The organism is Lactobacillus sp. ESL0233, assembly GCF_003692995.1.
GTDB lineage: Bacteria > Bacillota > Bacilli > Lactobacillales > Lactobacillaceae > Lactobacillus > Lactobacillus bombicola.
Window position 1 is genome coordinate 260,798 of record NZ_REHH01000009.1, and the last position, 26,991, is coordinate 287,788.

General features: G+C 35.6%; 24 protein-coding genes and 1 riboswitch. Of the genes, 9 read left to right on the forward strand and 15 right to left on the reverse strand.

Annotated elements, in window-relative coordinates:
* Position 1: 1 nt before the first annotated feature.
* Positions 2-664 (forward strand): thiamine phosphate synthase, encoded by a 663-nt coding sequence (gene thiE / locus F5ESL0233_RS07530; protein ID WP_122059641.1) that lies wholly within the window; start codon positions 2-4, stop codon positions 662-664.
* 182 nt (positions 665-846) lie between these two features.
* Here thiE and F5ESL0233_RS07535 read toward each other — a convergent pair whose 3' ends face one another.
* The 3 genes from F5ESL0233_RS07535 to F5ESL0233_RS07545 all read right to left on the reverse strand — a co-directional run bounded on the left by F5ESL0233_RS07535 (position 847) and on the right by F5ESL0233_RS07545 (position 3,087).
* Positions 847-1,602, reverse strand: a complete 756-nt coding sequence (locus F5ESL0233_RS07535) for a hypothetical protein (protein ID WP_122059535.1) — start codon at positions 1,600-1,602, stop codon at positions 847-849.
* Positions 1,599-2,057: a LytTR family DNA-binding domain-containing protein gene (locus tag F5ESL0233_RS07540; protein WP_090092622.1), complete on the reverse strand. Its 459-nt coding sequence runs from the start codon at positions 2,055-2,057 to the stop codon at positions 1,599-1,601. The genes F5ESL0233_RS07535 and F5ESL0233_RS07540 overlap by 4 nt, the downstream gene beginning before the upstream one ends.
* Positions 2,058-2,241: 184 nt before the next feature.
* Positions 2,242-3,087, reverse strand: coding sequence for a helix-turn-helix domain-containing protein (locus F5ESL0233_RS07545; protein ID WP_122059536.1), 846 nt, complete (start codon positions 3,085-3,087; stop codon positions 2,242-2,244).
* 216 nt (positions 3,088-3,303) lie between these two features.
* Between F5ESL0233_RS07545 and F5ESL0233_RS07550 the strand changes: the two genes are divergently transcribed.
* Positions 3,304-4,533 carry an MFS transporter gene (locus F5ESL0233_RS07550; protein WP_122059538.1) on the forward strand — a complete coding sequence of 410 codons (1,230 nt, stop codon included), beginning with the start codon at positions 3,304-3,306 and terminating at the stop codon, positions 4,531-4,533.
* A gap of 294 nt (positions 4,534-4,827) precedes the next feature.
* Here the strand turns inward: F5ESL0233_RS07550 and purB are convergent, their stop codons facing one another.
* On the reverse strand, positions 4,828-6,123 hold the full coding sequence (gene purB, locus F5ESL0233_RS07555) for an adenylosuccinate lyase (RefSeq protein WP_122059539.1): 1,296 nt from the start codon (positions 6,121-6,123) through the stop codon (positions 4,828-4,830).
* Positions 6,124-6,126: 3 nt separating this feature from the next.
* Positions 6,127-7,416 (reverse strand): adenylosuccinate synthase, encoded by a 1,290-nt coding sequence (locus tag F5ESL0233_RS07560; RefSeq protein WP_122059541.1) that lies wholly within the window; start codon positions 7,414-7,416, stop codon positions 6,127-6,129.
* Positions 7,417-7,607: 191 nt separating this feature from the next.
* Here F5ESL0233_RS07560 and F5ESL0233_RS07565 point away from each other — a divergent pair, with 191 nt between their 5' ends.
* Both F5ESL0233_RS07565 and F5ESL0233_RS08415 read left to right on the forward strand, forming a co-directional pair.
* Entirely contained in the window at positions 7,608-8,600 is a 993-nt protein-coding gene (locus F5ESL0233_RS07565; protein ID WP_090092630.1) for a GMP reductase, read from the forward strand.
* 257 nt (positions 8,601-8,857) lie between these two features.
* On the forward strand, positions 8,858-9,856 hold the full coding sequence (locus F5ESL0233_RS08415; protein ID WP_233554981.1) for a CAP domain-containing protein: 999 nt from the start codon (positions 8,858-8,860) through the stop codon (positions 9,854-9,856).
* Positions 9,857-9,907: 51 nt separating this feature from the next.
* On the opposite strand, the gene F5ESL0233_RS07575 is transcribed toward F5ESL0233_RS08415, so the two are convergent.
* From F5ESL0233_RS07575 to lysA, 7 genes are read right to left on the reverse strand one after another with little or no spacing between them, the layout of a single operon-like run.
* On the reverse strand, positions 9,908-10,972 hold the full coding sequence (locus F5ESL0233_RS07575; protein ID WP_122059542.1) for an aspartate-semialdehyde dehydrogenase: 1,065 nt from the start codon (positions 10,970-10,972) through the stop codon (positions 9,908-9,910).
* Between the two features lies 1 nt (position 10,973).
* Entirely contained in the window at positions 10,974-12,155 is a 1,182-nt protein-coding gene (locus tag F5ESL0233_RS07580) for an aminotransferase class I/II-fold pyridoxal phosphate-dependent enzyme (protein WP_122059544.1), read from the reverse strand.
* 15 nt (positions 12,156-12,170) lie between these two features.
* Positions 12,171-12,932 carry a 4-hydroxy-tetrahydrodipicolinate reductase gene (dapB, locus tag F5ESL0233_RS07585; RefSeq protein ID WP_122059545.1) on the reverse strand — a complete coding sequence of 254 codons (762 nt, stop codon included), beginning with the start codon at positions 12,930-12,932 and terminating at the stop codon, positions 12,171-12,173.
* A 10-nt stretch (positions 12,933-12,942) separates the two neighbouring features.
* Positions 12,943-13,854: a 4-hydroxy-tetrahydrodipicolinate synthase gene (gene dapA / locus F5ESL0233_RS07590; RefSeq protein ID WP_122059547.1), complete on the reverse strand. Its 912-nt coding sequence runs from the start codon at positions 13,852-13,854 to the stop codon at positions 12,943-12,945.
* A 22-nt stretch (positions 13,855-13,876) separates the two neighbouring features.
* Entirely contained in the window at positions 13,877-15,016 is a 1,140-nt protein-coding gene (locus tag F5ESL0233_RS07595; protein ID WP_122059549.1) for an N-acetyldiaminopimelate deacetylase, read from the reverse strand.
* Between the two features lie 4 nt (positions 15,017-15,020).
* A complete protein-coding gene (dapD, locus tag F5ESL0233_RS07600; protein WP_122022324.1) occupies positions 15,021-15,731 on the reverse strand; it encodes a 2,3,4,5-tetrahydropyridine-2,6-dicarboxylate N-acetyltransferase in 711 nt (236 codons plus the stop codon).
* An 18-nt stretch (positions 15,732-15,749) separates the two neighbouring features.
* Positions 15,750-17,045: a diaminopimelate decarboxylase gene (lysA, locus tag F5ESL0233_RS07605; protein WP_122059551.1), complete on the reverse strand. Its 1,296-nt coding sequence runs from the start codon at positions 17,043-17,045 to the stop codon at positions 15,750-15,752.
* Between the two features lie 89 nt (positions 17,046-17,134).
* A riboswitch (Lysine riboswitch) is annotated at positions 17,135-17,312 on the reverse strand.
* A gap of 168 nt (positions 17,313-17,480) precedes the next feature.
* Here lysA and F5ESL0233_RS07610 point away from each other — a divergent pair.
* From F5ESL0233_RS07610 to F5ESL0233_RS07630, 5 genes are all read left to right on the forward strand, one after another.
* A complete protein-coding gene (locus F5ESL0233_RS07610) occupies positions 17,481-18,833 on the forward strand; it encodes an aspartate kinase (RefSeq protein WP_122059553.1) in 1,353 nt (450 codons plus the stop codon).
* Between the two features lie 17 nt (positions 18,834-18,850).
* The gene (gene dapF / locus F5ESL0233_RS07615) at positions 18,851-19,831 is read left to right on the forward strand and encodes a diaminopimelate epimerase (protein ID WP_122059554.1); all 981 of its coding nucleotides are present in this window, start codon (positions 18,851-18,853) and stop codon (positions 19,829-19,831) included.
* A 111-nt stretch (positions 19,832-19,942) separates the two neighbouring features.
* Positions 19,943-20,839 carry an alpha/beta hydrolase gene (locus F5ESL0233_RS07620; protein WP_122059556.1) on the forward strand — a complete coding sequence of 299 codons (897 nt, stop codon included), beginning with the start codon at positions 19,943-19,945 and terminating at the stop codon, positions 20,837-20,839.
* A 75-nt stretch (positions 20,840-20,914) separates the two neighbouring features.
* On the forward strand, positions 20,915-21,784 hold the full coding sequence (locus F5ESL0233_RS07625; RefSeq protein WP_090092644.1) for an AraC family transcriptional regulator: 870 nt from the start codon (positions 20,915-20,917) through the stop codon (positions 21,782-21,784).
* 51 nt (positions 21,785-21,835) lie between these two features.
* A complete protein-coding gene (locus F5ESL0233_RS07630; RefSeq protein WP_122059557.1) occupies positions 21,836-23,017 on the forward strand; it encodes an MFS transporter in 1,182 nt (393 codons plus the stop codon).
* Positions 23,018-23,176: 159 nt separating this feature from the next.
* Here F5ESL0233_RS07630 and F5ESL0233_RS07635 read toward each other — a convergent pair whose 3' ends face one another.
* The 3 genes from F5ESL0233_RS07635 to F5ESL0233_RS07645 all read right to left on the reverse strand — a co-directional run bounded on the left by F5ESL0233_RS07635 (position 23,177) and on the right by F5ESL0233_RS07645 (position 26,971).
* Positions 23,177-24,577 (reverse strand): APC family permease, encoded by a 1,401-nt coding sequence (locus tag F5ESL0233_RS07635; RefSeq protein ID WP_122059559.1) that lies wholly within the window; start codon positions 24,575-24,577, stop codon positions 23,177-23,179.
* A gap of 4 nt (positions 24,578-24,581) precedes the next feature.
* On the reverse strand, positions 24,582-25,310 hold the full coding sequence (locus F5ESL0233_RS07640) for a gamma-glutamyl-gamma-aminobutyrate hydrolase family protein (RefSeq protein WP_090092647.1): 729 nt from the start codon (positions 25,308-25,310) through the stop codon (positions 24,582-24,584).
* A 107-nt stretch (positions 25,311-25,417) separates the two neighbouring features.
* Positions 25,418-26,971 (reverse strand): ATP-binding cassette domain-containing protein, encoded by a 1,554-nt coding sequence (locus F5ESL0233_RS07645; RefSeq protein ID WP_122059560.1) that lies wholly within the window; start codon positions 26,969-26,971, stop codon positions 25,418-25,420.
* Between the last annotated feature and the right edge of the window lie 20 nt (positions 26,972-26,991).

Here is a 26,991-nt window from a genome sequence, read left to right on the forward strand (position 1 = left end):
AATTATGCAAAAATTTGATCCCACACAGTTAACCGCATATTTTGTCTGTGGAACACAAGACCTGCCCGCAAACAAAAGTCTACCAGAATTAGTAGAAGAAGCTCTCAAAGCTGGCATCACTGCTTATCAATTCCGTGACAAGGGTCCTAAATCAACTTTGAAACAAAGTGACCACTTATCAATGGCCGAAGAACTACACCAACTTTGTCAAAAATATGATGTGCCATTTTTTATCGATGATGATGTTGCTTTAGCCAAAAAAGTTCACGCTGAAGGAATCCATGTTGGTCAAGATGATGAAGATATTACCCAGGTAATAAATGAAGTAGCCGGCCAGATGATTGTGGGCTACTCATGTTCTACTATGACAGAAATTACCAAAGGCGACCTTATTGCTGGCATTGATTATTATGGCAGTGGTCCAATTTTTACCACACAATCAAAAGACGATGCTGATCCAGAAATAGGTCTTACTGGTTTAGCTAAACTAGTCAAGCGCACTAGTAGACCAATCGTTGCAATTGGTGGCATTAAGGTTACAGATTTACCAGCAATTGCCCAAACTAATGTAGCTGGCGCAGCCGTCATTTCAATGATTTCCCAAAGTAAAGATATTAAAAAAGCGGTTGCAGCAATGCTTACCACCAATTGGCAGCGACAATAAGAACAGTTAGCTTCTTCCTCGTTATTTAAAGTCTTAGCTAACTTCAAAAAAGGCAGTACCACCTTCAGTACTGTCTTTTTTTACTTCTTTAAATATACTTCATAAGAGTAATCTTTACTTTGCTTCAAATTTTTCAATACTAGGAGGTTTTTAATACGGCTAGGTGCATTGTTACGGCTCTTTTAAACATAATTAATCGAAATTGAGACAAATCTACTTGATCCTTGCAGAATTACCGTTGGACCATTACCTTTTGCTGTACCATTAATTTCTACTTCACCCAAAATAGTAGCTAAATTGTCCTTAAGTTGCCATGACAATGGCAAGTAGATTGCAACCTCACTCATTAAAGCATTGACATTAATTATCACCGTATCGCCAGCCGGTTTAGCAGAATCTAGATAAACACTAGTTGTACCCATTGTTGAATTAATAGTGACCGTTTCTAAGTTTTGTGAATGAACGTAGCGCGAAACTTCCGATAATTTTTGGTTAATCACGATATGACGTTCATCATTTTCACTGTTGTCATCACCAAAATCACTTTTGGTAGAGGTGAATTCGCCCTCCGTCCAACCTCTGCTTTGACGCTTATTGAAAAAATAAGATGTGTAATAGTGATGCCAGCTTTTTGCAAAAATCAAATGTAATCCCGCATACACTAAACAAGTTGCTAAAAGTAACGTCCACGGAACAATACTAGTGATGTGTAGTGGCTCAGCATAAACAATCAATAAAAAGGCGACTGAAAATACTGTACCAAATAAATTATAATTAACGAGGCTATTGATTAAGCTTACTGCAAAAATTACTGTCCAAAAAATAGTGGCCAAGCCTAAATGAAAAGATAAAAGCTGTAATTGATTAAGAATTAAGAAAACGGCTGCTGCCACTAAACCAATGCCCCACAAAATTTCTTTAATCTTTTGTTTTCTCATGATAAGGACCTTCTCTCATTTAATTTATCACTCAAATTATGATAATAACGGCGCGAAACGTAAACAACTTTGTAAGAATCTCGAAAATGTACTTGGCAATTAGAAATTGATCTAGTCAATGCATAAACCTGTTTTAAATTTAAAATAGTCGATTTAGAAACACGCATAAACTGCCAGCTAAGCAATTTCTCTAATTCATATAATTTATAATTAACGCTAAAAGAATTACCTTTTGTATGCGCAACTACTTGGCGACCTTCCGTTTCCAAAAATAGAATATCATCTAAATTTAAATAGTATGTAAGCTCATTTTTGTAACATTCTAGTTGATTGGGTCGTTCACTTAATTCTTGCAGTTGCCGATAGATTTCTTCCACTTCGGCTGTTAATTCTGGTGCCTGAATAGTAACCATTGTTTCAGCAGTATCCGCATTCAAATCAATTTTAACTTTCAAAACTCTCACCTGCCCTTCAATTGGTAGTTTTAATTAAACCCTAATTTAAACGTAAAAGCCAGCAACATGGTGCAAGTGGTTCCTTTATCTAAGTAAGCGGTCAATTTTAATAAGTGAATATAATAGTCATAATTTTTTACAAGTAATTGAAAAGATTCTGCCAAGAAAGATAACCCGCTAATAATTAACCATTTTGTTTTTTAAAAAATCGTTCTAATTCTTTGCCATACTCAGGCATACCCAATAAAGAAAAATTCTCAATTGCTATTCGACAAATATCTAAATATTTATCTTCTGCTTTGTAATGATACTCAATCATATTTTTGAGTAACAAAATGACATTTTTATAAAAAAACAATTCAGATTTAGTATCGATTTGATCTGCAGCTATAATCAAAAAGTGTGTTGCATCATATTCATTCTCTTCAATACACTGAATTAATAAATTACCAATAACAGTTAGAACCATTGCCAACGTCTTCACATCATTGGATCCCTGGAATTGCTTGATTATCCTTCTAGTAATTAACATATTACTTTCAAAATCATAAAACATCATAAAATTGCAATAGAGCACTAACTTAGACTTATCAAAATTAGGTCTGCTAAATATTTCATCTTTTAGAGCCTTTTTTTCTGTATCATTTAAATCTTCATTATTTACATTAGCAATATAAGCATCCAGATAAAGTAAGTCAGTCTCCTTATTTGGCAAATCACTTTTATCAACAAATTTTTTTAACTTCACCAATTCATCTTTTGAATTCCGATAATAGGCATCGTTAATCACCGTCATTAATTCACGTTCTTGATTATATTTTGATTGTTTAGAATTATTTAGTTCACCAAAAAAATCAAGTAAAGAGACAGAATTATAATTTAGTAAACTTATTAAATCTTCTGCAGAAATACGATGAATATCTTTTTCTACCTTAGAGTAATAGGAAGGACTTACAATATCCCCAATCCACTCTCGTTGAGTTTTTTCTTTATTCAGTCGAAATTTTCTTAATAAGCTACCAATAGTCATAATTTTCTCCATTCCTGTTACTTGTAATACTATATTTTTAATTTTTATTACGCCTGAATTTATTTTTCCCAATCAGTATTAATATTATATTTGTTCGGATTCACTTGCCTCTTTCTTATTTAGCCTAAAAATTTCGAATACGACATTTTTATATTTGAAATTATAGCCTATTTATAATAAAAATATCATCAAATTAAGAAATGAGAGGCAAATATTATGAACATCTTTTTAAAGAATAAAAACTACAGAAAATTTACTCTTGCCAGCTGGTTATCCGGCGCAGGCAACATCCTTTTCTACCTGGCTCTCATGACTTATGCTAGCAAATTGAAAAATTATTCCTTGGCCTTATCTTTGATTGCGATTACCGAGTCACTACCAGACTTAATTCAAAGTCTCAGTGGCTACTTGGCCGACCGGACGCACAATAAATACCGCGTAATTGTCTGGCTTGCAATCTTTCGCTTTGCTTTGTACATACTGGTGGCCCTGCTCTTCGTCACCAATATTGTAGGCTGGAACCTAGTTTTAATGGTTATCGGGCTCAACTTTGTATCTGATCTATCCGGCATGTACTCTAGCAGTTTACAAACGCCCTTAATTGTCGGCCTAGTCGGTGAAAATGAAATAGCTGAAGCCCAGGGCTTTACCAGTGGCGTATCCCAACTAATTACGCTAGTTGCCCAGTTTGTCGGTTCCGGTCTCCTGCTCTTCATGTCATATTCAGAACTAGCCGTGGTCAATGCCCTAACTTTTTTAGCAGCTGGCTTACTCTATGCCAACATTGGCGCAAGTGTTCGTAAGCAGCTGCCTAACCAGAAAGAAGAAGTCAATGACCAAAGTTTCTTTGCCACGATTGGTTCATCACTCAAGCAAGTACGGCAAGCCCAAGGACTCCTAACAATTGTTTTGGTTATAGCCATGCTTAACGGCCTACTCAGCTCTGTTGAACCACTAATCTCAATCGTTATTGCCGGCAATAAAAATATGTTTATTGGCAACTATAGTTTCACCATTGCACTCCTAGGCGCCACGGCCGCAATCGGTTTGGCTCTTGGCAGTGCATTTGGCACTAAGCTGCTTAAAAGCACTTCACTTTTTCAGTTATCTTTATTATCTACCGTTAACAGTGCTATTATGGCCATTGCGATTCTAAATAAGAGCATCATAGCTTGCCTTATCTTAATGACCACTCTTGGCTTCTTAGCTGGTACGAGCAGTCCTAAGTTAATGCAATGGTTGGTTATCTCCGTAGACCGCAAAATTTTAGCTTCCTCAGCAGGGCTTTTAAACACCATCTTAGCAATTGCTGGTCCATTAATGACTACCTTATTTACCTCTATTGCCGGTGTAATCAATGTTAATTATGCCCTATACGGTGTTTTGGGACTTAGTACCATAGTTCTCATTGTCACTTTAATTGTAATGATTAAGGTCAATAAATAGCAATTACTTATGAGTATTAAAAAAAGAGTAATTCATTTACTCTTTTTTATTAATTATTTAATATCCAAATCATTTGTGCTATAAATCGTGTGGTTGTATCACTAAAGCAATAAACAATAATTTTAATATTGCCAGCTTGAGCAGAAATCAATATACTTTTTAACACAGCTGCATGCAAATGTGCAGTTTTTTTATTGTTAGTTTTTTCGTACATGCGCTCTAGTACTAAGCGACCAATACAATCGAATCCATTAATACCTATATATAGAATATTTAAAATTATTAAATTAGATTTTATTCTAATCCAACCTTTTGAAAAATTTCATCGACATGACGTAAATGATAATGATAATCAAACGCATCGTTCACGTCTTCTTGTGAAAGATAATTCATAATTTGACTATCTTCAACTAGCTTTTTAAATGAAAGACCATTATTCCAAGACTTAGCCGTCAATTTTTGCACCATGTCATAAGCTGTTTCACGTGATAATCCTGCTTCATCAATTAATTTAAGTAATAATCTTTGAGAATATATCAAACCATAAGTTTTATCCATATTCTGACGCATAGTGTTGGGAAAAACATCCAGGTTAGTTAAGATACGATTGAATCTAGTTAGCATATAGTCAATGCCACTTGTTGCATCAGGTAAAATAATTCGCTCAGCGCTAGAATGGGAGATATCACGTTCATGCCAAAGAGCAACATCTTCGTAAGCAGTAAGCATTTGCCCTCTTAAAACTCGAGCCATCCCACATAGATTTTCTGAACCAATCGGATTACGTTTATGTGGCATCGCCGAAGACCCCTTTTGACCAGCACGAAAATGTTCTTCAACTTCATGAATTTCTGATCTTTGTAAACCGCGTATTTCCGTGGCCCAATTTTCAATACTAGTTGCAATCAGGGCCAGCGTAGCAATATATTCTGCATGTAAGTCACGTGGTAAAATTTGGCTTGTAATTGGTTGCTGCGTCAAATCTAATTGCTTTAAAACACTGGTCTCAACTGCAGGTAAAACATTAGCAAAAGTACCAACTGCACCAGAAATCTTCCCCGATTCAACCCCATGGGCAGCATGTTCAAAACGCTCAATATCTCGGTTAATTTCAGCATACCACCGTGCTAATTTCAAGCCAAAAGTTGTTGGCTCAGCCTGTACCCCGTGAGTCCGTCCCATTTCAACTGTATTTTTATATTTAATAGCTTTTTGGGCAATTGTTTGTCGTAACAGCAGTAAATCTTGCCGGATTAGTTTATCAGCTTGTTTTAAAAGGTAACCTTGAGCCGTATCTACTACATCAGTAGAGGTCAGCCCATAATGGACCCACTTTTTTTCTGGTCCAAGACTCTCAGAAACTGCCCGCGTAAAGGCAACCACATCATGATGAGTAACTTGTTCCAATTCATTCACTCGTTCAACAGTAAAATTAGCATTTTGAGCAATTTTAGTTGCCTCATTTTTAGGTATCGTACCAACTTCACTCCATGCATTAGTAGCAGCAATTTCTACCTTTAACCAGGCTGCATACTTGTTTTTAGTTGACCAAATTTTACCCATTTCTGGGCGTGTATAACGTTCTAACATAATTTATTTTTCCCAAGGATTTTGTAAAACAATAGTTTGTTCCCGCTCTGGTCCGACCGAGACTGTTACTAAAGGAACCCCCACCACTTCTGTTATCCGTTGCAAAAATTTTTGGGCATTTTCTGGCAAATCTTGCCAAGTTTTGACGTTGGTAATATCTTCTTGCCATGCTGGTAGCTCTTCATAAACTGGCTTGCAGCGCGCCAGTTCTTTTAAGCTTGCTGGATAATAGTCAATTTGCTTGCCGTCCAATTCATATGCAATAGCAATCTTAACTTTATCAAAGCCACTAAAAATATCTAATAAGTTCAAACTTAAGGCATTAATGCCCGCAACTCGCTTTGCATGACGCAAGGCAACTGCATCAAACCAGCCAATACGGCGTGGTCGACCAGTAACTGTACCATATTCATGCGCCGTTTCACGAATACGATCACCAGTCTGATCAAATAATTCGGTAGGAAATGGACCGGCCCCGACTCTTGTAGTGTAAGCCTTACATACACCAATTACGGTATCTAAACGATTAGCACCAACACCAATGCCACTAGTTAAACCACCTGAAATTGTATTTGAAGATGTTACAAAAGGATAGGTCCCTTCATCAAGATCAAGCATAATTCCTTGTGCTCCTTCAAAAAGGACTTTTTCATTTTGATCAAGTGCTTGATTGACTAAAACTGAAGTGTCAGTTACATATTTTTTAATTTTTTGTCCATATTCATAATAAGTAGCAAAAATATCATCAAAGTTAAGTTCTGGCTTGTGATAAATTTGAGTAAATAAGGCGTTCTTTTCCTTTAAATTAGCACTTAATTTTGTGGCAAAAGTATCTTTTTCAAGTAAATCACAGACGCGAATCCCAATTCTAGAAGCCTTATCCATATAGGCTGGACCAATTCCATTTTTAGTTGTACCAATTTTATTGTTACCTTTTGATTCTTCTTGGTATTCATCTTGCTTAATATGATAGGGCATAATGACATGTGCACGGTTAGAAATTCGCAGTTTACCAGTATCAATGCCATTTTCAGTTAAATTTTCTAATTCTGCTAATAAAACTTCTGGATTAATAACTACCCCATTACCAATAATGGCTCCTTTAGCTGCTGCAAAAATTCCGGACGGGAGTAAACGCATTTTAAAAGACTTATCATTAATTTCGATTGTATGTCCTGCATTATTGCCACCATTGGAACGAACTGCATATGAAGCTTCTTTACTTAGAAAATCCGTAATTTTCCCTTTTCCTTCATCGCCCCATTGACTACCAACTACTGCAATTGCTGTCATTTTATCCACCTCATACAAAAATATACCAATATAACATGAATAGTTTAGCAATTTACTTTATGATAGTCAAATAGAAATACGAATTATTATAGATTATTTGTTATAAATGGTTCGATTTTTAATTGACAAAATTAAATAAATTTATTATAGTTGCTTTGGTTAACAGATATTTATTTAGGAGTATATTTTTTATGAGTAATTATTTTAGCATGGAAGCCTTTGATTATGATGATATTCAGTTAGTACCAAATAAAGGAATCATCAAAAGTCGCCACGATGCTGATACTAGTATTAAATTTGGAAACCGAACATTTAAAATACCAGTGGTTCCAGCAAATATGGAAAGTGTGATTAATGAAGATTTGGCAATCTGGCTCGCTAAAAATAACTACTATTATGTAATGCATCGCTTTCAACCAGAAAAGCGGCTTAGCTTTATTGAAATGATGCATCACATGGGCTTATTTGCATCTATTTCCGTGGGTATCAAAAAAGAAGAATATTCTTTTATTGATCAATTAGCTGAAAAAGATATTATCCCTGAATACATTACTATCGATGTCGCACATGGACATTCTAATTTTGTAATTGAAATGATTAAGTACATTAAAGCCAAATTACCAGATACCTTTTTGACTGCTGGTAATATTGCCACGCCTGAAGCTGTACGTGAACTAGAAAATGCTGGTGCTGATGCCACCAAAGTTGGCGTTGGACCTGGTCGAGCCTGCATCACCAAATTAAAGACTGGGTTTGGAACTGGCGGTTGGCAACTAGCAGCGCTTAGAATGTGTAGTAAAGTTGCCAGCAAGCCGATCATTGCTGACGGCGGTATTCGTTATAATGGTGATATTGCTAAATCAATCCGCTTTGGCGCAACAATGGTCATGATTGGTTCAATGCTTGCTGGTCATGAAGAATCACCGGGCAATGTTATTAAAATTAATGGTAAAACATACAAACAATATTGGGGATCAGCTTCTGAAGTTCAAAAGGGCGCTTATCGTAACGTTGAAGGTAAGCAAATGCTAGTTCCGTTTCGCGGATCAATTACTAATACCTTGAAGGAAATGCAAGAAGATTTACAGTCCGCGATTTCTTATGCAGGTGGCAACAATCTTAATTCCATTAGATTAGTCGATTACGTTATTGTAAAAAATACAATTTTAAATGGCGATAAATAACTCTCAAAATATTTTTTTGATAAACTTTTATTTTAATGTGGTAATATTAAAAAAATTCCGTTAAAATAATATTTATCTCAGTATTGTTAGGTAGTCAGTACTGAGATTTTTTTTGCAGTTTTTAATTAAAATCTATAAATAACAACGTAGCAATAAAACCACCCTGTCAAAATTATACTTATATATGTTATTGTTTTCATTAAATGCATTTGCTAAAATATACACAACAAGTTTAAGTATAGAAAGATTTGACAGATATGAAAACTACAAAAAAAGCTTTAGAATTTTTAGCTGTTAATTTTATTTTTTTATTAACAATTGGATTAGTTGGCTTTACCCCAAAAGTAACTGCAGCTACCAAAAGTGACGTTAAGGCAAATGTAGCCAAAAAAGAAAATAAATATATAACTGATGATCAAATTAAGAAGATATTCGATATACTAAAACCTTCATATGGTAAATATTTTGACGATTCAAAAACTAATAAGCAATCGAATAAAGGTGCATCTTCTAAGTCAAAGAAAAATAAAACACCTAATAAAAAGCCAAAGCAAAATAACAATGCTGCTACCTTTATGGACTTTCTTTCTACTAATAATTCACTGACTGCCGCCCAAAAAGCAGCTGCTAAAACAGCTGCTACTCTGCTCAGAACTGGTAAATTAGGTAATAAATCAGCTCCTGTTTGGTTTAAAACTTACGTTGACTTGAATAGCGCAAAAGATGCTACCAGCATTAGTAACATTCAGGCTACCCTTAAAAATTTGAGCAATGTTAATAAAGTACGCGCTCAGCTTAAAGAAAAACAATTAAGAATTTCGCCCATTTTAACCGCACTTTCAATGATTGATGCAGATTATCAAAAGCGTGGCACCTTAACTGAACCACAATATTATGAATATACGAATAATTTAGAAAACTTAGCTAGTGGAACTGATCCCGTCAAGAAATGGCTAAGTGAACAAGCTAATTGGAAAGCAAATGTCACTAAAACACCAAGCTTAGCACCTTACGAGTTTTCTCCTAATTGGAAGAACAATAAATATGGATATGCCGTTTATGGCGCTAATGGTTATAAAGAGTCAGGGCATTATTTAAACTTAGTGAACAAGAATCATTGTATCATGGGCATGGCCCATATGATTCCAAACAGTAAGGGATATGTCGATGTTTTTAATGCTGCAGATACCGGAACCGCAAGTTCTTTAAAAGTTAGTGAGTATAAAAAATTAATCACTGAATGGCTACATAAGTAATTAAAAAAGCATTCATTTTAAAAATGAATGCTTTTTTAATACCATTTTTAGCTAAATATTAGGGACTCTTACTAAATTTTTGCGTACTAAACACTCCGCGATTTCAACTGTATTAGTCGCAGCTCCTCTTAATAAATTGTCGGCTACGACCCACATATGAAAAGCACCCAAGTTTTCCTGATCTGCTCGAATACGACCAACGAAGGTCTCCCGCTTACCTGCAATCTGCAATGGTTGCGGATAAAGTTGTTTTTTAAAATCATCCTGTAAAATTAGCCAGGCTGTTTTTTGAATTTCAGCTTGGATTTCCTTAACCGTCACCTGTTTATCTTGAAGTATAAAATAAACCGCCTCACCATGACCAATTTCTACTGGAACTCGAACACAAGTAGCCGTTACTTTAATTTGATTCGAATCTTGGTCATTAAACAAAATTTTTTTAGTTTCATGAATCATTTTCCATTCTTCATGAGTATAGCCATCAGCTTCAAAAATGTCGATTTGGGGCAAAAGATTAAAAGCTAACGGATAGTGCTTCTTAGCTGCTGGAGTAGGTAAAATAGCAGCTGCCACCTGCTGGTTGTCTAGCCTAGCTTGGGCCTGCCCCAGCATTTCATCCCAAGCTTTTTTACCTGCTCCTGATACTGCTTGATAGGTTGAAACTACAATCTGCTTGATACCCCAACGTCTATGAAGCGGATATAATGCAGCAACCATTTGAATAGTAGAGCAGTTAGGATTGGCAATAATTCCTTGATGCTGGGCTAATTGCTGGTCATTGACACCAGGAATTACTAACGGGACGTTTTCTGCCATCCGAAAAGCACTAGTATTATCTACACAAACTGCTCCCCGTTTGACTGCTTCGGGTAATAATTTTTTCGAAATTGCTCCACCAGCCGATGATAAAACTATGTCAACGCCAGTAAAAGAATCTGGTTGCGCCTGCTCCACTTCTATTTCTTGGTTCTTAAATTTTAACTTTTTACCAACTGACCTTTTCGAAGCAAGTAACTTAACCTGTTTAATTGGGATATTTGCTTGGGCTAATTCCTTGACCAAACGCTGGCCAACGGCACCAGTAGCCCCCAGAATTGCCACCACATACTCTTTCATTCTAATTCTCCTTAACTAAAAAATTTTGGATACGTAACATTGCAAGTTGTAACTCAGTCTCACTAGCTGCATAAGAAAAGCGAATGTACCCTTGACCTCCAACGCCAAAAGCACTACCAGGAGTACCACCAACTTTAGCTTGATCAGCTAAGTCCAAGGCAAATCTTAAATCATCTTTGCCGTACCGCTCAGGAATTTTCACAAAAACATAAAACGTACCTTCATTAGCTACCGTTTTTAAGCCCATTTTATTAAGACTTGATCGCACGTAGTCACGCCTGTGGCGATAAATTTCTCTTGCTATTACCGGATCCTGATCGCCATGTTCTAAGGCTTCAGTTGCTGCTGCTTGGGCTGGATTAGACGGTGCAGTTACCATAAAAGCATGCATTTTAGCAACTAAATTAATTATTTTTTTAGGCCCTGCTAGATAGCCAATCCGATAGCCAGTCATTGCATGTGATTTAGACAGACCATTAATTATTAAAGTACGTTCAGGCAAATAGCGGGCAATAGAAACATGTTGAAAATCATAAGTCAGCTCACTATAAATTTCATCAGCAATCACATAAAGATGGTAACGGGCAATGATTTTTGCTAAGCCTTTTAATTGTTCCTTTGAATATGACCTTCCAGTTGGATTAGTTGGGTAATTCAATAAAATCGCTTTAGCCTGTGGATATTGTTGTAAAGTCTGTTCTAAAAGACTAGGAGTTAAAACAAAATCACTAGTCGCTGTATTAATCGGTATTAAATGTGCCTTAGTATATTTAATTAAGGGAAAATATAGTGCATATGATGGCGTAGGAACAATAATTTCATCTCCTGGTTGAAATAAAGATAGCATACTAGCTGCTATTGCTTCGGTAGCACCAACAGTGACAATAATTTCACTATTACAATCATAAATTAAGTTCTGTTTGCGCTTTAGGTAATTACTAATCGCTTGCCGCAACTCTAATGTACCTTTTTGCGCTGAATAATGGGAATCGTTAGTAATAATACTTTTAATTGCCGCTTGTTTAACATGTTCAGGTGTATCTAAATCGGGTTCACCTAAAGTTAACTTAATTAAATCAGGAATATCATTAATCTTTTGGGCAAATGCGCGAATACCCGACGGGGGAATTTTTTCAAGCGGCGTATTAATAATTTCAGCTAAATCAGCAGCTAATTGAGGCATTTTTTCTCCTTCTATTTATAATATTTTTTCTAAACCAACCACTAATTCTGGTAATTCCATAATATGTTCCAAAGCTAGCTTCACCCCTGACATAAAAGAAGACCGGTCAAAAGAATCTTGTCTAAGCGTAAGGGCTTCGCCTAATCCACCAAATAATACTTGTTCATGCGCAACATAGCCTGGCAGGCGAACTGAATGTACCGGAATCCCAGCATAATTTTCCCCTCTTGCCCTTGACTCATTGCTACTATTTTGGTCAATTGCTTGCTCTTGGTTAGCAGCAATCAAACGCGCTGTAGCAATTGCCGTTGCCGAGGGGGCGTCTAATTTATCAGCATGATGCATTTCTATCACTTCTGCATCGGGAAAATAACGAGCAGCTTCTTGGGCAAATTTCATTAACAATACAGCAGATAAGCCAAAGTTAGGCGCAATCAGACCACCAATTTTTTGTTCCTGCGCCTTTTTTTGCAATTGTGTAATCTGCTCTGTCGTCAAGCCACTAGTACCAATCAGTGGACGTATCTGATGCTCAATCGCAAATTTAGTATTTTCAAAGACTGCCGCTGGGGTCGTAAAGTCTATCCAAATATCGGCTGTCAGGTTATTAATATCCCTTAAACTTTTATAACATTTAACCGCCTGCTTAAAATTTAAGTTACTTGCCATATTGGGCGCTAAAACAGCTACCAATTCACAGTCCGACTGATTTTCAATCAATTTCACTACTTGCTGCCCCATTGATCCGGTAGCACCAGCTACTATAATTTTCTTCATTAATCTTCTCCTAAATACTTGCCAGTGGATGTAACAAGGCAGTTTTATTCAAGCCCAAGCCTAAGGCTAGTTGCTGCTTTTCTTCATTATTTAATTCAACTATTGGTAGCCGACACCCACCGGCTGCTAGTCCTTGCGCAGTTAAAACGGCTTTAACTGGGGCTGGCGAAGGATACATAAATAAGGCTTGCATTTTAGGCATTAACTGTCGTTGTAATTTACCCGCCTCTGCTAAATTACCTTGCGCTAAATTGTCATACATTTGACGCATCGCTTTACCATAAATATGTGAAGCTACTGAAATCACACCTTGTGCACCCAAAACTTTAGCCGCTAAAGCCTGTAAGTCTTCTCCTGTATAAACTAAAAAGTCATCATCAGTATGCTCAACTATGTATTCTAAGTCTTCTAAATTAGTGCATTGTTTAACGCCAATAATTTGTGAATTACGCGCTAAATCTACCAAAGTTTCTTTCGCAATCTTTATTCCCGTTCGACTCGGAATGTTATAAATTAATACTGGCAACTTAACTTGACTTGTAATAGCTTCAAAATGAGCTTTAATTCCCCGCTGATTAGGCTTGTTATAATAAGGAGCAACTACTAGGGCAGCATCAATTCCAGGTATTTGCGCCACCTCTTGCGTAAATTGGATTGTTTGAGCGGTATCATTACTGCCAGTGCCCGCAATCAGTGGTACCCGCTTATTAATTATCTGGGCAAAACGAGTATACAGTTCAACTTTTTCATCATGTGTCATTGTTGCTGCTTCGCCAGTTGTGCCTCCAATTACAAAACCTTTAGTACCCGTTTCAATTAAATGCTCCGCTAACTCTTCTAAACCTGGGTAATCAATCTTTCCCTGCTTATCAAACGGCGTAATTAGTGCTGTTAAAATATCTGCGTGTGTCAAACCTATCATTGCAAGTGCTCCTTTTAATTACTTACATATGCTTCTGTAAAAAACCTATCATTGTTTTAACTCCAGTCATAATTGCTTTTTCTTGGGGGGAAAATGTTGCTGAATGCAGCTGTGAAGTATCTTCTACTCCCAACCAAAACATAGTTCCGGGAATTTTGGCTAATAAATAGCCAAAATCTTCTCCCGTCATTGCTGGTGGAGTTGCTTGATAGTTCACTTCGGGGTTTTTTTTCAGATAATCAATAAATTCAGTCGTAATTTCTGAATTATTTTCTACCGGCCAATAACCACCTTGATTAAATTCAATTTCTACTTTTGCCCCAAAGCTTTGCGCAATTCCTTGTGTAACATCTTGTAATCGTTGTTCAATTTGCTCAATCATTGTTTGAGTTAAACCGCGAATAGTTCCTTCTAATCTAGCATGACCAGCGATTGCATTCCTAATTTTCCCCGCTCGTAGCTTACCAATAGTAATTACGCCCCCTTCAATTGGGTCAATGCTACGTGAAACAATCGTCTGAATTTGCCCAATCATAGCAGCTGCTGCAACAACCATATCATTACCCCTTTGGGGATAGGCCGCATGCCCATCTTGACCATAAAGATCAATATTTACCTCAGCTGCCCCAGCAAATAAAGTTCCTAAACAACAGCCAATTGTGCCCACCGGTAAATCCGGAGTAACATGCAAGGCAAAAAATTCATCTAGGCGCCATTGATCGGTAAAAATTCCTTGTTCATAAGCAAGTTTACCGCCATTTTTACTCTCTTCTGCTGGTTGAAAAAAGAATAATAAATTATCTTGAGGTTGGTGCTCGCTATAATAACTTAAAATTCCTAAAGCTACCGTCATATGTATGTCATGGCCACATGCATGCATCTGACCCGGATTTTGTGAAGAAAAGGGCAGGGCTGTTTTTTCTTGAATCGGTAAAGCATCAATGTCGGCCCGATAACCAATTGTTTTTTTAGGATTGCTGCCTTGAACATGGACTAATAATGCTGTGGGCATTGCTGGACAAGTTTTAATTTGTAAATATTGCTGGTTAAAGCGGCTGATTATCTTAACTAAATATGCTTGCGTTTTAAATTCCTGTAGAGCCACTTCAGGAATTTGATGTAAGTTACGTCTTATCTCATTTAGTTCATTTACTGATAGCATAAAATCACAACCTTCTTAAATCTGCTTCAATCTTTGTTTTAGCAGTAGTTTTTTGTGTTTTTTGTTTAATTATTTTTGCAGGAACGCCCGCAACGACTGCATTTTCTGGTACGTCCTTAGTTACCACAGCTCCGGCTGCAATTACTGCATTATCGCCAATTTTAACCCCCTCTAAAACAACCGCATTAGCTCCAACTAACACGCCATTTCCCACTCTAACTGGTTGGGCAGATGCTGGTTCTATAACACCAGCTAGGACTGCTCCAGCCCCAATGTGACTATTTGCTCCCACAATTGCGCGGCCACCTAAAACAGCATTCATATCAATCATGGTTCCAGAACCCACTTGCGCTCCAATATTAATTACCGCGCCCATCATAATCACTGCATTATCACCAATACTTACTTGCTCTCTTATTAAAGCTCCAGGCTCAATTCGAGCAGAGATATTTTTTAAATCTAATAGTGGAATAGCGGAATTACGACTGGCATTTTCTACTTGATAATCAGTAATCAAATCAGCATTATCTCTTAAAAAAGGAGCAATTTCTTGCCAATCGCCAAAAACAACTCCCATATGACCTTCAATAAAAGTTTTTACTTTATCAGGCCAGGTCAATTTATCTAGTTCACCTTTAAGATAAATTTTAACTGCAGTTTGCTTAGGTGCTTGAGCAATAAAATCAATTATTTCGCTTGCTGACATATTCTCCATACTAAAATCTCCTTTTACCTAATAAAAACAATCATGACTGACTAAATCAGCATAAGTCTCCCGCCTAATTACTTCTTGAGCATGTCCAGCTTCTGCAAAAACCACTGCTGGACGCGGTACACGATTATAATTAGATGCCATACTATAGCCATAAGCACCAGTAGCTAAGACTGCCACTACATCACCTGCTTTAACTTGTGGCAAGGAAGCTTGCTTAATCAAAATATCACCAGATTCACAATAGCGACCAGCTAGGTGTACTACCTGCTTGGGTTCAGCTTGTGGACAGCGCGCTAGTACTGTCTCATACTCAGCTTGATAAAGCGCCGGTCTGATATTATCACCCATACCACCATCTACCGTTATATACGGCATAAGGCCGGGAACTGTTTTACTTGAGCCAATCGTATATAAGCTATAGCCTGCTTTGCCTACAATTGAGCGCCCCGGTTCAATCCAAATTTCAGGCAATTCCAAGTGATATTTTTGCGCATAAGCACGCATTGTCTGGACAATTTCTTTAATAAAGATGTCCGGTGCTAAAACTTGATCTTGCACAGTGTAACGGATACCAAAGCCGCCACCTAAATTTAAAATTTGTGGTTGATAAGCATATTTTTGGGCCCACTCATGTATTAAATGCATGAGCTTTTTTACTTCTAATTTAAAACCGCCTACCGCTAAAATTTGTGAACCAATGTGGGCATGAATACCAATTAATTTCAATTGTTTATTAGCTTGTACCTTAAGCAATGCTTGTTCAGCTTGACCCGAAGAAATATCAAACCCAAATTTGCTATCTTCTTGACCTGTCTGTACATATTGATGAGTATGAGCTGTAATACCGGGCGTTACCCTAAGCATAACTGACACACGCTTAGACGTATTATTCAGAATCTGCTCAAGTAGTTCAATTTCATGAAAATTATCAAGAATAATTACACCAACTTGATTTTCAACAGCCAATGCTAATTCTTCTTTAGTTTTATTATTGCCATGAAAGCTGATTCTATCTGTCGGAAAATTTGCTTTAAGCGCGGTATACAATTCCCCCCCAGAAACCACATCAATATGTCCTTTTAACTGATTAATCAGTTGATACATAGCGATGGCAGAGAAAGCTTTACTAGCATAACTTATTACGGAATTTACTTTTAGGTTGGTAAAAGCTTGCTGAAATGCTTGAAATTGTTGCCGAATTTGGGCAACATCATAGACTACTAATGGCGTACCATAATTTTTAGCTAGCTCTAAAGCATCAACCCCACCAATTATTAAATGTCCTTGGTTATTGGTTTGGTAATAATTATTCATGCGTAAAATCCTCTCTATGTAAAAAGGACTCTTTTGTGCGCACAGTACACAAAAGAGTCCTCAGATTGAAATTATAATTGGATTCAATTTTGGCCGATAGCGCTCCGCAAACTTACATTTGCGACAGTCCGTAATCTATTAAATTACGTCCCAGCTAATTAATCACTGCAATAATTAATGCTTCGGCAACTTTCCCTTTCACTAGTTTCATTGTTTATGCAGAAACTCGGCTAGTTACTCATGTTAGTTGCAACCTCTTCGATTTATTAAAAATATTATTATTAATTAATATTAATGTCAATACATTTCAGCAAGATTTAATATTTAAAAATATAATTAGCAATTAACTAAGTCATAGTTGCATATTTAAATTAGAATGTTAAAATGCAAAACTAATAAAACTAAAATTAATTTAATTTAAGAAAGGGATTAGGAATGAAAGTCGTTAAATTTGGTGGTAGTTCGCTAGCTAATGGAACACAATTTCAAAAAGTTATTAATATTATCAAGGCCGATCCTGCACGTAAAATTATTATTACCTCTGCTCCTGGTAAAAGATTTGCTGATGATTTTAAAGTAACAGATTTATTAATAAAATATGCTAAACAATATTTAACCCAAAAAAATTATCAGCCTGTAGTTAAAGAAATTTGGGCAAGATACCAAGAAATAGCAGCTTATTTTAAAATAACACCTGCCTTACTACAACCGCTAAAACAGCAACTATTTGATTTACCAAAAAATAATTATCGTAATTCTGATTTTCTAATTGCTGCTTTTAAAGCTCAAGGAGAAAAATTAAGTGCTGAGTTATTAGCCTTAATTTTGCAACAAGAAAAACTACCAGCTCGCTTTTTAGATCCTCAAAATATTAAATTCATGGTTACTGATAGTGCCAATGATGCTCAAATCTTACCTCAGACTTATCACAATTTATATGAATGGCATCAAACTAATCAATTATTAATTTTTCCAGGCTTTTATGGTATTACAAAAAAAGGGGATATTGCCACTTTTTCTCGTGGTGGTTCAGACATTACTGGAGCAATTTGGGCGCGTGGAGTACAAGCCGATTTATACGAGAACTTTACTGATGTTAATGCAATCTATGCAGCCGACCCCCATATTGTTAATAATCCTTGCGCTATTAAAGTTATGACTTATCGCGAATTAAGAGAATTATCCTATGCTGGATTTTCTGTCTTTCATGATGAAGCTCTTATACCAGCCATTCAAGGTCAAATACCAATTAATGTTAAAAATACTAATTATCCCGACTTACCTGGGACTAAAATTGTACCCGCAAAAAATTTCCTAGCACAAAATATAGTTACAGGCGTAGCTAGTTCTAATCATTTTGCCGCTTTATACTTACATAAATATTTATTGAATAAAGAACTGGGTTTTACGCTTAAATTACTCCAAATATTTTACAAGTTTAAAATTTCATACGAGCATATGCCTTCTGGAATTGATGATTTAACGGTTATTTTTGATAAACGGCAATTTACGGTAGCAATTCAGCAAAATATGTGTGATGAAATCCAAAAAGTTCTAAAACCTGACTATCTTGAATGGATTGATGATTATGCCATCATTATGGTAGTGGGAGAAGGAATGCGAAATAAAATTGGTGCCATGAGAAACATTACTGCACCATTAGCCAAAAAGAAGGTTGCAATCCATATGATTAATCAAGGTGCTTCGCGTATATCAATCATGTTAGGCACTAAAAAAGCTGATGCCCCGATAGCCGTTAAACAAATTTATCAACAATTTTTCAATTAATTTCCGGAGGAGTAAAAATGGTACAACTATTAAAGGTTCATGGTTCACAAAATAGCTTTTTTTTACTTGATCAAACACAACTTAATCAAGCATTTACCCAACTGGAACTAGTCAATTTAACAAAGCAATTAACTAATTCGCACAATCTTTTAAATGGGGCTGATGGTCTTTTAGTCGTGAGCCCATCTTCTCAACCTAGTGCTTGTGGCAAAATGCAGGTAATTAACGCTGACGGTTCTATTGCCTCAATGTGTGGCAATGGACTACGAACAGTCGGGCGCTATTTAGCAGAAAAATATCAGCAGCAAAATTTAATCGTCGAAACTGACCAAGCCAATTTAAGAGTTAGTTGTCAGCCAGATTGGGCACCACACGTCAAAGCAGTTAGTGTGGAAATTAGTCCAGTTAGTTTTCAGCAGCAAGACTTACCCTTCAGCAATTTAGGCAAAAAAGAGCTAATTAATCAACCCGTTCCCGAATTTGCTGCTAACTTGAAATTTACGGCAGTTGCTGTTCCTAATCCTCATCTTATTAGCATAGTATCAGCCGATCTGATGCAAACAGATTTATTAAAACAATTGGGAACCCAGCTTAATCGACCTAATTCTTATTTCCCTGATGGCGTTAATGTTAGTTTTGCCCAAATTATTAATCCTCAACGCCTTTTTGTCCGCACCTTTGAACGTGGCGTTGGTTTTACCAATGCCTGCGGAACTGGCATGTCGGCAGCTAGTCTAGTTTATGCCCTAACTTATCCCCAAAACTCCCTGTTTAATAACCTAATTACTGTCACTAATCCCGGAGGCTTTGTACAAACTATTGTTCATCAGGATAATAACCATTATTGGATTGAACTAATTGGTAATGCCACTTTTACTCACTACATCGAAGTTGCTGAAAATGAACTGCATCAAAATGTAATTGATTTTACTAAATTTAAAGTTAAATCGACAGTTGAAAATCAGGCGTATCAAGAATTTATTACTAAACATTCTTGATTTTCTTGATTAAATTTATTACTATTTGCCATTTTAAAGTGCCTTTATGCACTTTTTTTTTGCTTGCAATGGATTAAAATTAAATAAAGCGATTTCATAAAGGAGTAAAAAATGACTGAACCAGACTATCAAAAATTAGTTAATAAAATGCGTACTGAATTTAAACAAGGAGATGATAAACGCGATGCAGGATTACCAACACAAATTCCTGAAGTTGAGCGCTTTGACAATCTATCCTACGGGGTCGTACCGCAATTTCAGTCGCTTGATGTTTATCTACCCAAAAAAAGAACCGACCAAAAATTGCCTGTAATTGTTAATATCCATGGTGGCGGCTGGGTTTATGGTACAAAAGAAACATATCAATTCTACTGTCTTGCTTTAGCTAAAGCGGGCTTTGCCGTAGTCAACGCCAATTATCGTTTAGCGCCCGATGTAGTCTATCCTGGTGAACTTGATGATCTAAATTTAGTTTTTCATTGGATAGCAGACAGTACCAATGCCAACAACTACCAGTTTGATCTTAATAATGTCTTCATTGTCGGCGACAGTGCTGGCGGACAGATGGCAGAACAGATTTTAGCAATTTATACTAATAATGAGTATCGTAAATATTTTGGCTATGCTTTACCCAATCTAACCATTAAAGCAGCCGCACTAAATTGTGGTCTATACTTTTTAACAGAAACTAACTTAATAGTTGGTGCCCCAGAAGCTTACTTTCGTCCAGAAATTCGTTTAACTAAGCATGATCAATTGAACGTAGAACGCTACTTAACTCAAGCGTTACCACCAATTTTTTTAATGACTAGTAATGGCGATTTTTTACGAAATAGTGCCTTTACACTTTCTGGGTATCTATCTGCTAAAAATATTTTTCATGAAATGCATTTCTATGGTGATACTAACCATCTGCGTGGACATGTATTTCACATTAATCAAAAAGATGATTTAGCCAGACAATGCAATTTAGACGAATTAAACTTTTTCCGAAAATACATAAATTAATGCATGAGCAAGCTAACGAAATAATGGTTGACATAGGAGCTAAGTGTTTAATTATTTTTTATAAAGGTAGAAAATATGAACACTGATATACACGAATTAGTCCAACTAGATAAATTACCAATTTATATTAAAGTGCATCAAAAGCCAGGAAAAACTGAAGTTCCACCTCATTGGCATCAAAGCATTGAACTAAGCTTTACCATGAGAGGTAAAATTGATCATTTCATAATTGAAGGTCTAGATTACCAAACACACCCAGGTGAGATTCTAGTTATTAATACACAAATCGTTCATAGTATACAAAACATTAACAATAAACAAACAGATTTGATGTTAACGATACTTTTCCCTTATTCACTAGTTTCGAGTATGTTTCCCGAAATAAATCATTATCTGATTGTTTTAAAAAATGTATCAGAGTTAGCATTTAATCAGCTAAGCCAGTATTACCACCTACAAACTCTGCTTAGTCAAATGACAACCATCAGTTTAAATAATAGTGACACATTTAAAAATTTAGAACTAACTATCCTGAGCTACCAAGTTCTCGAAATTTTACTCAAATATTTCCTAGAGCCGCGAGATAATAACAGTCGTCTATCTGATAACTTAATTATTACTGGTCATTTACGTAATGCATTAGATTTTATTCAAACTCATTATCAAGAACAAATTTCACTACAAGACATTGCAAATAATTGTCATTTAGCACGCCAATATCTACAAAAAATTTTTAGGCAAAATATGGGGATTACTTTAGGAAAATATCTTAAAAAATATCGAGCACAAAAAGCTTATCATGAGCTTTGTAATAGTTCACATACATTAACTACTATTGCAAGCAATACTGGTTTTAGCGGTGTCCGCTCAATGAATCGGGCACTAGTTGCTAATTATGGAAAAACAAGTATGCAAATAAAAAAAGTTACTCAACGCCATATTTAAGTTACTAAAAATTAAAATAACAGTGTATCTATTTTAGAAAAGAGGAATTATATGAAAAAAGCAAAGCCTCAATCTGGATTATTCAAGATTGCCCTATTATCAATTTCATTATTATTAATGATTGCTCCCCAAATTTCACCAGTATTGCCTTTAATGTATTCGTCCTTTCCCACTATTTCTCGAGCTGGCGTCGAAACCTTAAGTACTATTCCTAATATTGGAATTGTTATCGGCTTAATGCTAAGCCCATTTTTAATAAGACTAGTTGGCAGTAAACCGACAATTATATCTGGATTATTAATTATTTTATTAGCAGGTACTTATCCTATATACTCTACAAATTATTACATGATTCTAATTTCCCGTTTCTTATTAGGTTTAGGCATTGGTTTATTTAATTCATTAGCGGTTAGCCTATTAGCAAAATTTTATCAGGGTAATGAATTATCAACCATGCTAGGATTTCAAAATTCAATGGGAAGCATTGGTGCGGCACTTTTTTCATTCTGTGTAGGATGTTTAGCTGGACTGGGTTGGCACACTACATTTTTAATTTATTTAGCTGCATTACCAATTTTAGTTTTATTCAGTTGGATAGTGACACTGCCTCGTGAGCAAAATCAGATAGCTGCATCACAAAATCAGATGACTAAAAATGATAATAGATTAAATATTCAGGTAATAAAAATTGCTTTACTAATGTTTTTTATGTACATCTTCTTCATGCCAATGACTTTTAAATTACCACAATTAGCAATTAGTCAAAAAATAGCTGATGTTAGTCAAGTTGCTTTTGTTTCTTCAATGATAACTCTTATCGGCATTCCGGTCGGGTTAGCTTATGGCTATTTAAAAAAGAAATTGCAAGATTTGATTTTACCAATTGGTTTATTTTTACAAGTTGTTGGCTTATTAGCAATTGCTTTTTCAGCAAATCTTCTAATGTTAATATTTGCTGCTATTGTCTTAGGTACCGGATTTGGTCTATCGGTTCCCTATATCTTCAACTGGCTAGGTAATGTTGCCCCCAAAAATTCAATTAATTTTGCAACAACGATTACTTTAATTTTAGTTAATATAGGTTGTGCTGTTTCACCAACAATTATTAATTGGCTAGGTAATACTTTAGGTAATGGATCCGCACGTACCGATATAATAATTGCTAGTTTAGGTATGACAATCTTATTTTGTTATAGTGGCGTTCATTATCTACAAACTAAAAATAAGCATTAGTTATTAGGTACTAACAGTTTAACTAATAAAACAATTAATTACTTTCTAAAATATATTTTATGAGTCTACAATAAATACCCCCTTTGAGCTGCTACTCTCAAAGGGGGTATATTGTAATTAAAGATAAGATTATTTAATTACATAATATTTATCTATAAATTACTGTTGCCGCCGTTCTTTTCTGGAAAACCAGAACATAAATAATGGTAAAATAACAAAACCAAAAATCATCATCAAGATTGCGTACCAATTAATCCCGATAACTTTTCCATTTGCAATAATACCAAACTGTGCTTGCCAATTATAATTAATCAATAAAAAGATAACTAAGACAATTGATAAAACAGGCACAATAATGTCGGTTAAAAAATTTTTAGCAGCAGGTAAAATTGCCTCTTTATTTTTACCATAATAAAAACAAATAACGGCCAATGGAACAATGATAAAACCCAGAAAACGTACCATGGCGCTCAAGGTAATTAAGTTGCCCATATTATATTGAAAAGCTAACGGTACTAAAAGAGCTAAAGTTGCAGAAATAAAAAATGTTCTAATTGGAAAATTATTTTGCGTTCTTTTAGTCAACGAGATTGGTAATTGATGTTCACGGGCCATGGCCTCTAAAATGCGGGGCGCATTGAAACTAGATGCGACATTAATACCCAACATTGAAATTAAGGCACCTACTAAAATTACATCTCGTAAAATTTCATTATTAAAGATTGCACTAATTGCAACTACCTGATTAGTCGTCATCAGTGCTCGCGGATTCAGTACCAGCGCCACCGCTACAACGCCAATGTAAATTGCTGCAATCACAAAAATTGCCAAGGGAATCGCCCGCGGTAGATTTTTTTCGGGTGCTTGCATATCGTCTGAACCTGAAGCAACTGATTCAAACCCGGTAAAAGCATAAAAAGCAGATACAATTGCCATTACAAAACTAGTGGTTGTTAATGTTGGGACAATTTTTTGACCATTTTGTGTAATTTGATCAACTTCTGCTAAATTATGGGATGCACCACTTGTGATCAAGAGTGTCACACCTGCAACGATAATCAAAACTAAAGCAGCTAACTTTCCAGCTGTAGCAAGATTCATCACAAATTTAACAAATTTTTGCCCAAATATATTAATGACCGTAATTGCTACCATCAAAATTACAAAGCCAAGGGTCACTGCACTAATATTATCTGGATTGCCACCAAAAATAGAAATAGCTGATTTAATTACCCCTACTGCCATTACGCCCCAAGCAACACTAGCCGAAAAATAACGTAAAATACCAACATAAAAGCCAATATTATCCCCAAATGCTGCTTTAGCATAGGCATATGATGCCCCTGATTTGGTCACATACTTAGCCGCTGCCGAAAATGAAATAGCTAAAATGGCCGCAAAAGTTGCCGCAATCAAATAAACAAGTAATGCCTTACTACCTGCTTGTTTAACCACACTGCCTGGCGTTAAAAAGATACCTGAACCAATAATTGAATTAATTGCTAAAAAAACAATCGACCAAAAGCCTAATTTATCATTTACAGTTTTATTTCCTTGCATCCAATCACCTAGCCTTCTCAATTACAAATTTAAATAAATTATTCATAAACTTAACATGTTGATTGCGATGTAACATTTCTGGATGCCACTGCACTGCTAAAAGATTACCAGTTTGATTTTCTAATCCTTCAACTACACCATCATCCGTTTTTGCAACTGCTTTTAAATCAGGAGCAACTGTTTTAATTAATTGATGGTGAAAAGAATTAGTTAAAAAGTCTGTCTCACCTAAAGTCTGTGCCAATAAACTAGCTGCTTCAACTTTTACCCGATGCGTTGGTAAATCTGGCGTATGCCCTTGTTCATGCTTAAAAGTTTTTTCTGAACGATATGTAATATCCTGATAAAGACTACCACCGTGGGCAACATTAATAATTTGTGCTCCACGACAAATGCCAAGAATTGGTTTACCCATTTTTTCTGCTATTTTCAATAATAACATGTCAAAATGATCACGCATTGGCCAAATTTCGCCAATTTGTGGCAATAACTCTTCACCGTATAAATGCGGATCAACATCGTGCCCACCAGACAAGATTAAACCTTGAACATGTTCCATTTGTGCTTTAATTACTTCCTCATCAGCCGAATATGGAATAATAAAAGGCACACCACCATTTTGTACTACTGAATCAATATAATCATCATTAACATAACTGCGCCGATAGCCAGGAAACATTCCACCAGAATCAATTATGATTGAACCGGAAATTCCTATAATTGGTTTTTTCATTTTTTATCTCACTTCTTTTGCTACACAATTCATCTTCTTACTAATAACATTATAATAGTAATCCGTTTATTTGGGGGGTTATTTGCTTTCTTACTTATCTCTTTTAACTATTTAGGCAGCGTTAAGTCAGTTATTTTTTGCTTTAGTTGCTGGACTTCGGCAATTGCCACATTAGGGGCGGAAATAGCTTTAGCTAACTTAAACTTTAATAATTCTAATTCACTATTATTTTGTATGCTTTTTTGGTTAGAATCGCTTTCTGGTAGAAGCAATTGCTGCTTTTTGATTTTCCAAGTTGGAAAATTCAAATTAGTTAAAAATTGTTGATCATGTGAAACCAAGATTACTGCAAAAGGATAGTTATTCAGAAAATTTTCTACCGCTTTAATTGCAGCAAGATCTAAGAAATTATTTGGTTCATCCAGAATTAATAAATCATGTTGTCCCAATAACACCCGTGCCAATTTATAACAAACTAATTGTCCCCCACTCAGAGAACATATTGTTGTTTTTAAAAACGGTTGTAAACGTAAATCACCTAAAAATTGAAGCGTTGCTGTTTTATCGAATAAACTAAGTCGCATTATTTCACTTAGAACAGTCTTCTTATTTTTAGTTTCTTGCCGAAAATCTTGCCTAAAAAAGCCAATTTTAGCTTGAGGATTAAGCCATTCAGCCAAAGTTTTCGCAACTATCTGACTTAAAAAAACGGACTTACCACAGCCATTAGGACCCGTTAAAGCCACCTTTTGGCCAGTTTTAAGCTTTAGTTGCGTTGCGATTGTAAATAACTCACGCTGAGCAATAGTTATTTTTTGTGGCTCAATGCGGAGTAAGTTATCTTTTATAGAAATAGCTGAAGATTGCCACTTCAAATTATTTAATGTCATTGGTTTATGAATATATGGTCTTACTATGTTTGTAGTTTCTTCTTTAATCCGTTGCTTAATTATCTTTTGTGTATGCGCCAAATGTTTTTCTTTACCACCATAATCTCGATTTTTCCATTCTGACCAAGATAAAGGTTTTTTCTTACGATTGGCACGATTGACTTGTTGTTGCTTTCGTTGCTGCGCCTTTTTTAATTTTTGAATTTGCTTTATTTGATTATGATACTGTATTGCCTCATTTTCTCTTCTTTTTTTGAGATCTTGTTCAAAATTTAAAAATAATTCTTTGTACGCAATAACTTTTTTGTCATTCAAATACCAAATTGTATTGACAGTTTGTGTTAAAAAATGGCGATCATGACTAATTACAATATATGGGTTTTTTAGGTGATTTAAAATTTCAATGAGCCATTGCTGTTGACCAATATCTAAATTCGATGTAGGTTCATCCAATAATAGTAAAGTATTCTTACTATGGCGCATTTGCGCCATTGCTGTCATAATTTCCTGTCGTTCCCTTTCACCACCACTTTGTTTACCGTAACTTATAATCTGTGCTACCATTGCCAATTGACAATTACGTTGAATTTGGCCCGTAACGCTAAATACCACTGGCTTTTGGCTGATTACATTAAACAAAGTCGTTTTGCCAGTACCGTTTTTACCAATCAGGCCAATCCTCTGCCCATCTTGTACATTTAGTTTGTCAACGTATAATAGTTTTTCTCCTTGGTATTCAAGTTGCAATTGATTAATTTTGAGATATTCCATACCTAATAACTCGCTTTCTT

Excerpts from the sequence above, each read along its gene's own strand:
- F5ESL0233_RS07535 (WP_122059535.1), bottom strand. The coding sequence starts at position 1,602 with ATGAGAAAACAAAAGATTAAAGAAATTTTGTGGGGCATTGGTTTAGTG.
- F5ESL0233_RS07545 (WP_122059536.1), bottom strand. The coding sequence starts at position 3,087 with ATGACTATTGGTAGCTTATTAAGAAAATTTCGACTGAATAAAGAAAAA.
- F5ESL0233_RS07550 (WP_122059538.1), top strand. The coding sequence starts at position 3,304 with ATGAACATCTTTTTAAAGAATAAAAACTACAGAAAATTTACTCTTGCC.
- purB (WP_122059539.1), bottom strand. The coding sequence starts at position 6,123 with ATGTTAGAACGTTATACACGCCCAGAAATGGGTAAAATTTGGTCAACT.
- F5ESL0233_RS07560 (WP_122059541.1), bottom strand. The coding sequence starts at position 7,416 with ATGACAGCAATTGCAGTAGTTGGTAGTCAATGGGGCGATGAAGGAAAA.
- F5ESL0233_RS07565 (WP_090092630.1), top strand. The coding sequence starts at position 7,608 with ATGAGTAATTATTTTAGCATGGAAGCCTTTGATTATGATGATATTCAG.
- F5ESL0233_RS08415 (WP_233554981.1), top strand. The coding sequence starts at position 8,858 with ATGAAAACTACAAAAAAAGCTTTAGAATTTTTAGCTGTTAATTTTATT.
- F5ESL0233_RS07575 (WP_122059542.1), bottom strand. The coding sequence starts at position 10,972 with ATGAAAGAGTATGTGGTGGCAATTCTGGGGGCTACTGGTGCCGTTGGC.
- F5ESL0233_RS07580 (WP_122059544.1), bottom strand. The coding sequence starts at position 12,155 with ATGCCTCAATTAGCTGCTGATTTAGCTGAAATTATTAATACGCCGCTT.
- dapB (WP_122059545.1), bottom strand. The coding sequence starts at position 12,932 with ATGAAGAAAATTATAGTAGCTGGTGCTACCGGATCAATGGGGCAGCAA.
- dapA (WP_122059547.1), bottom strand. The coding sequence starts at position 13,854 with ATGATAGGTTTGACACACGCAGATATTTTAACAGCACTAATTACGCCG.
- F5ESL0233_RS07595 (WP_122059549.1), bottom strand. The coding sequence starts at position 15,016 with ATGCTATCAGTAAATGAACTAAATGAGATAAGACGTAACTTACATCAA.
- dapD (WP_122022324.1), bottom strand. The coding sequence starts at position 15,731 with ATGGAGAATATGTCAGCAAGCGAAATAATTGATTTTATTGCTCAAGCA.
- lysA (WP_122059551.1), bottom strand. The coding sequence starts at position 17,045 with ATGAATAATTATTACCAAACCAATAACCAAGGACATTTAATAATTGGT.
- F5ESL0233_RS07610 (WP_122059553.1), top strand. The coding sequence starts at position 17,481 with ATGAAAGTCGTTAAATTTGGTGGTAGTTCGCTAGCTAATGGAACACAA.
- dapF (WP_122059554.1), top strand. The coding sequence starts at position 18,851 with ATGGTACAACTATTAAAGGTTCATGGTTCACAAAATAGCTTTTTTTTA.
- F5ESL0233_RS07620 (WP_122059556.1), top strand. The coding sequence starts at position 19,943 with ATGACTGAACCAGACTATCAAAAATTAGTTAATAAAATGCGTACTGAA.
- F5ESL0233_RS07625 (WP_090092644.1), top strand. The coding sequence starts at position 20,915 with ATGAACACTGATATACACGAATTAGTCCAACTAGATAAATTACCAATT.
- F5ESL0233_RS07630 (WP_122059557.1), top strand. The coding sequence starts at position 21,836 with ATGAAAAAAGCAAAGCCTCAATCTGGATTATTCAAGATTGCCCTATTA.
- F5ESL0233_RS07635 (WP_122059559.1), bottom strand. The coding sequence starts at position 24,577 with ATGCAAGGAAATAAAACTGTAAATGATAAATTAGGCTTTTGGTCGATT.
- F5ESL0233_RS07640 (WP_090092647.1), bottom strand. The coding sequence starts at position 25,310 with ATGAAAAAACCAATTATAGGAATTTCCGGTTCAATCATAATTGATTCT.
- F5ESL0233_RS07645 (WP_122059560.1), bottom strand. The coding sequence starts at position 26,971 with ATGGAATATCTCAAAATTAATCAATTGCAACTTGAATACCAAGGAGAA.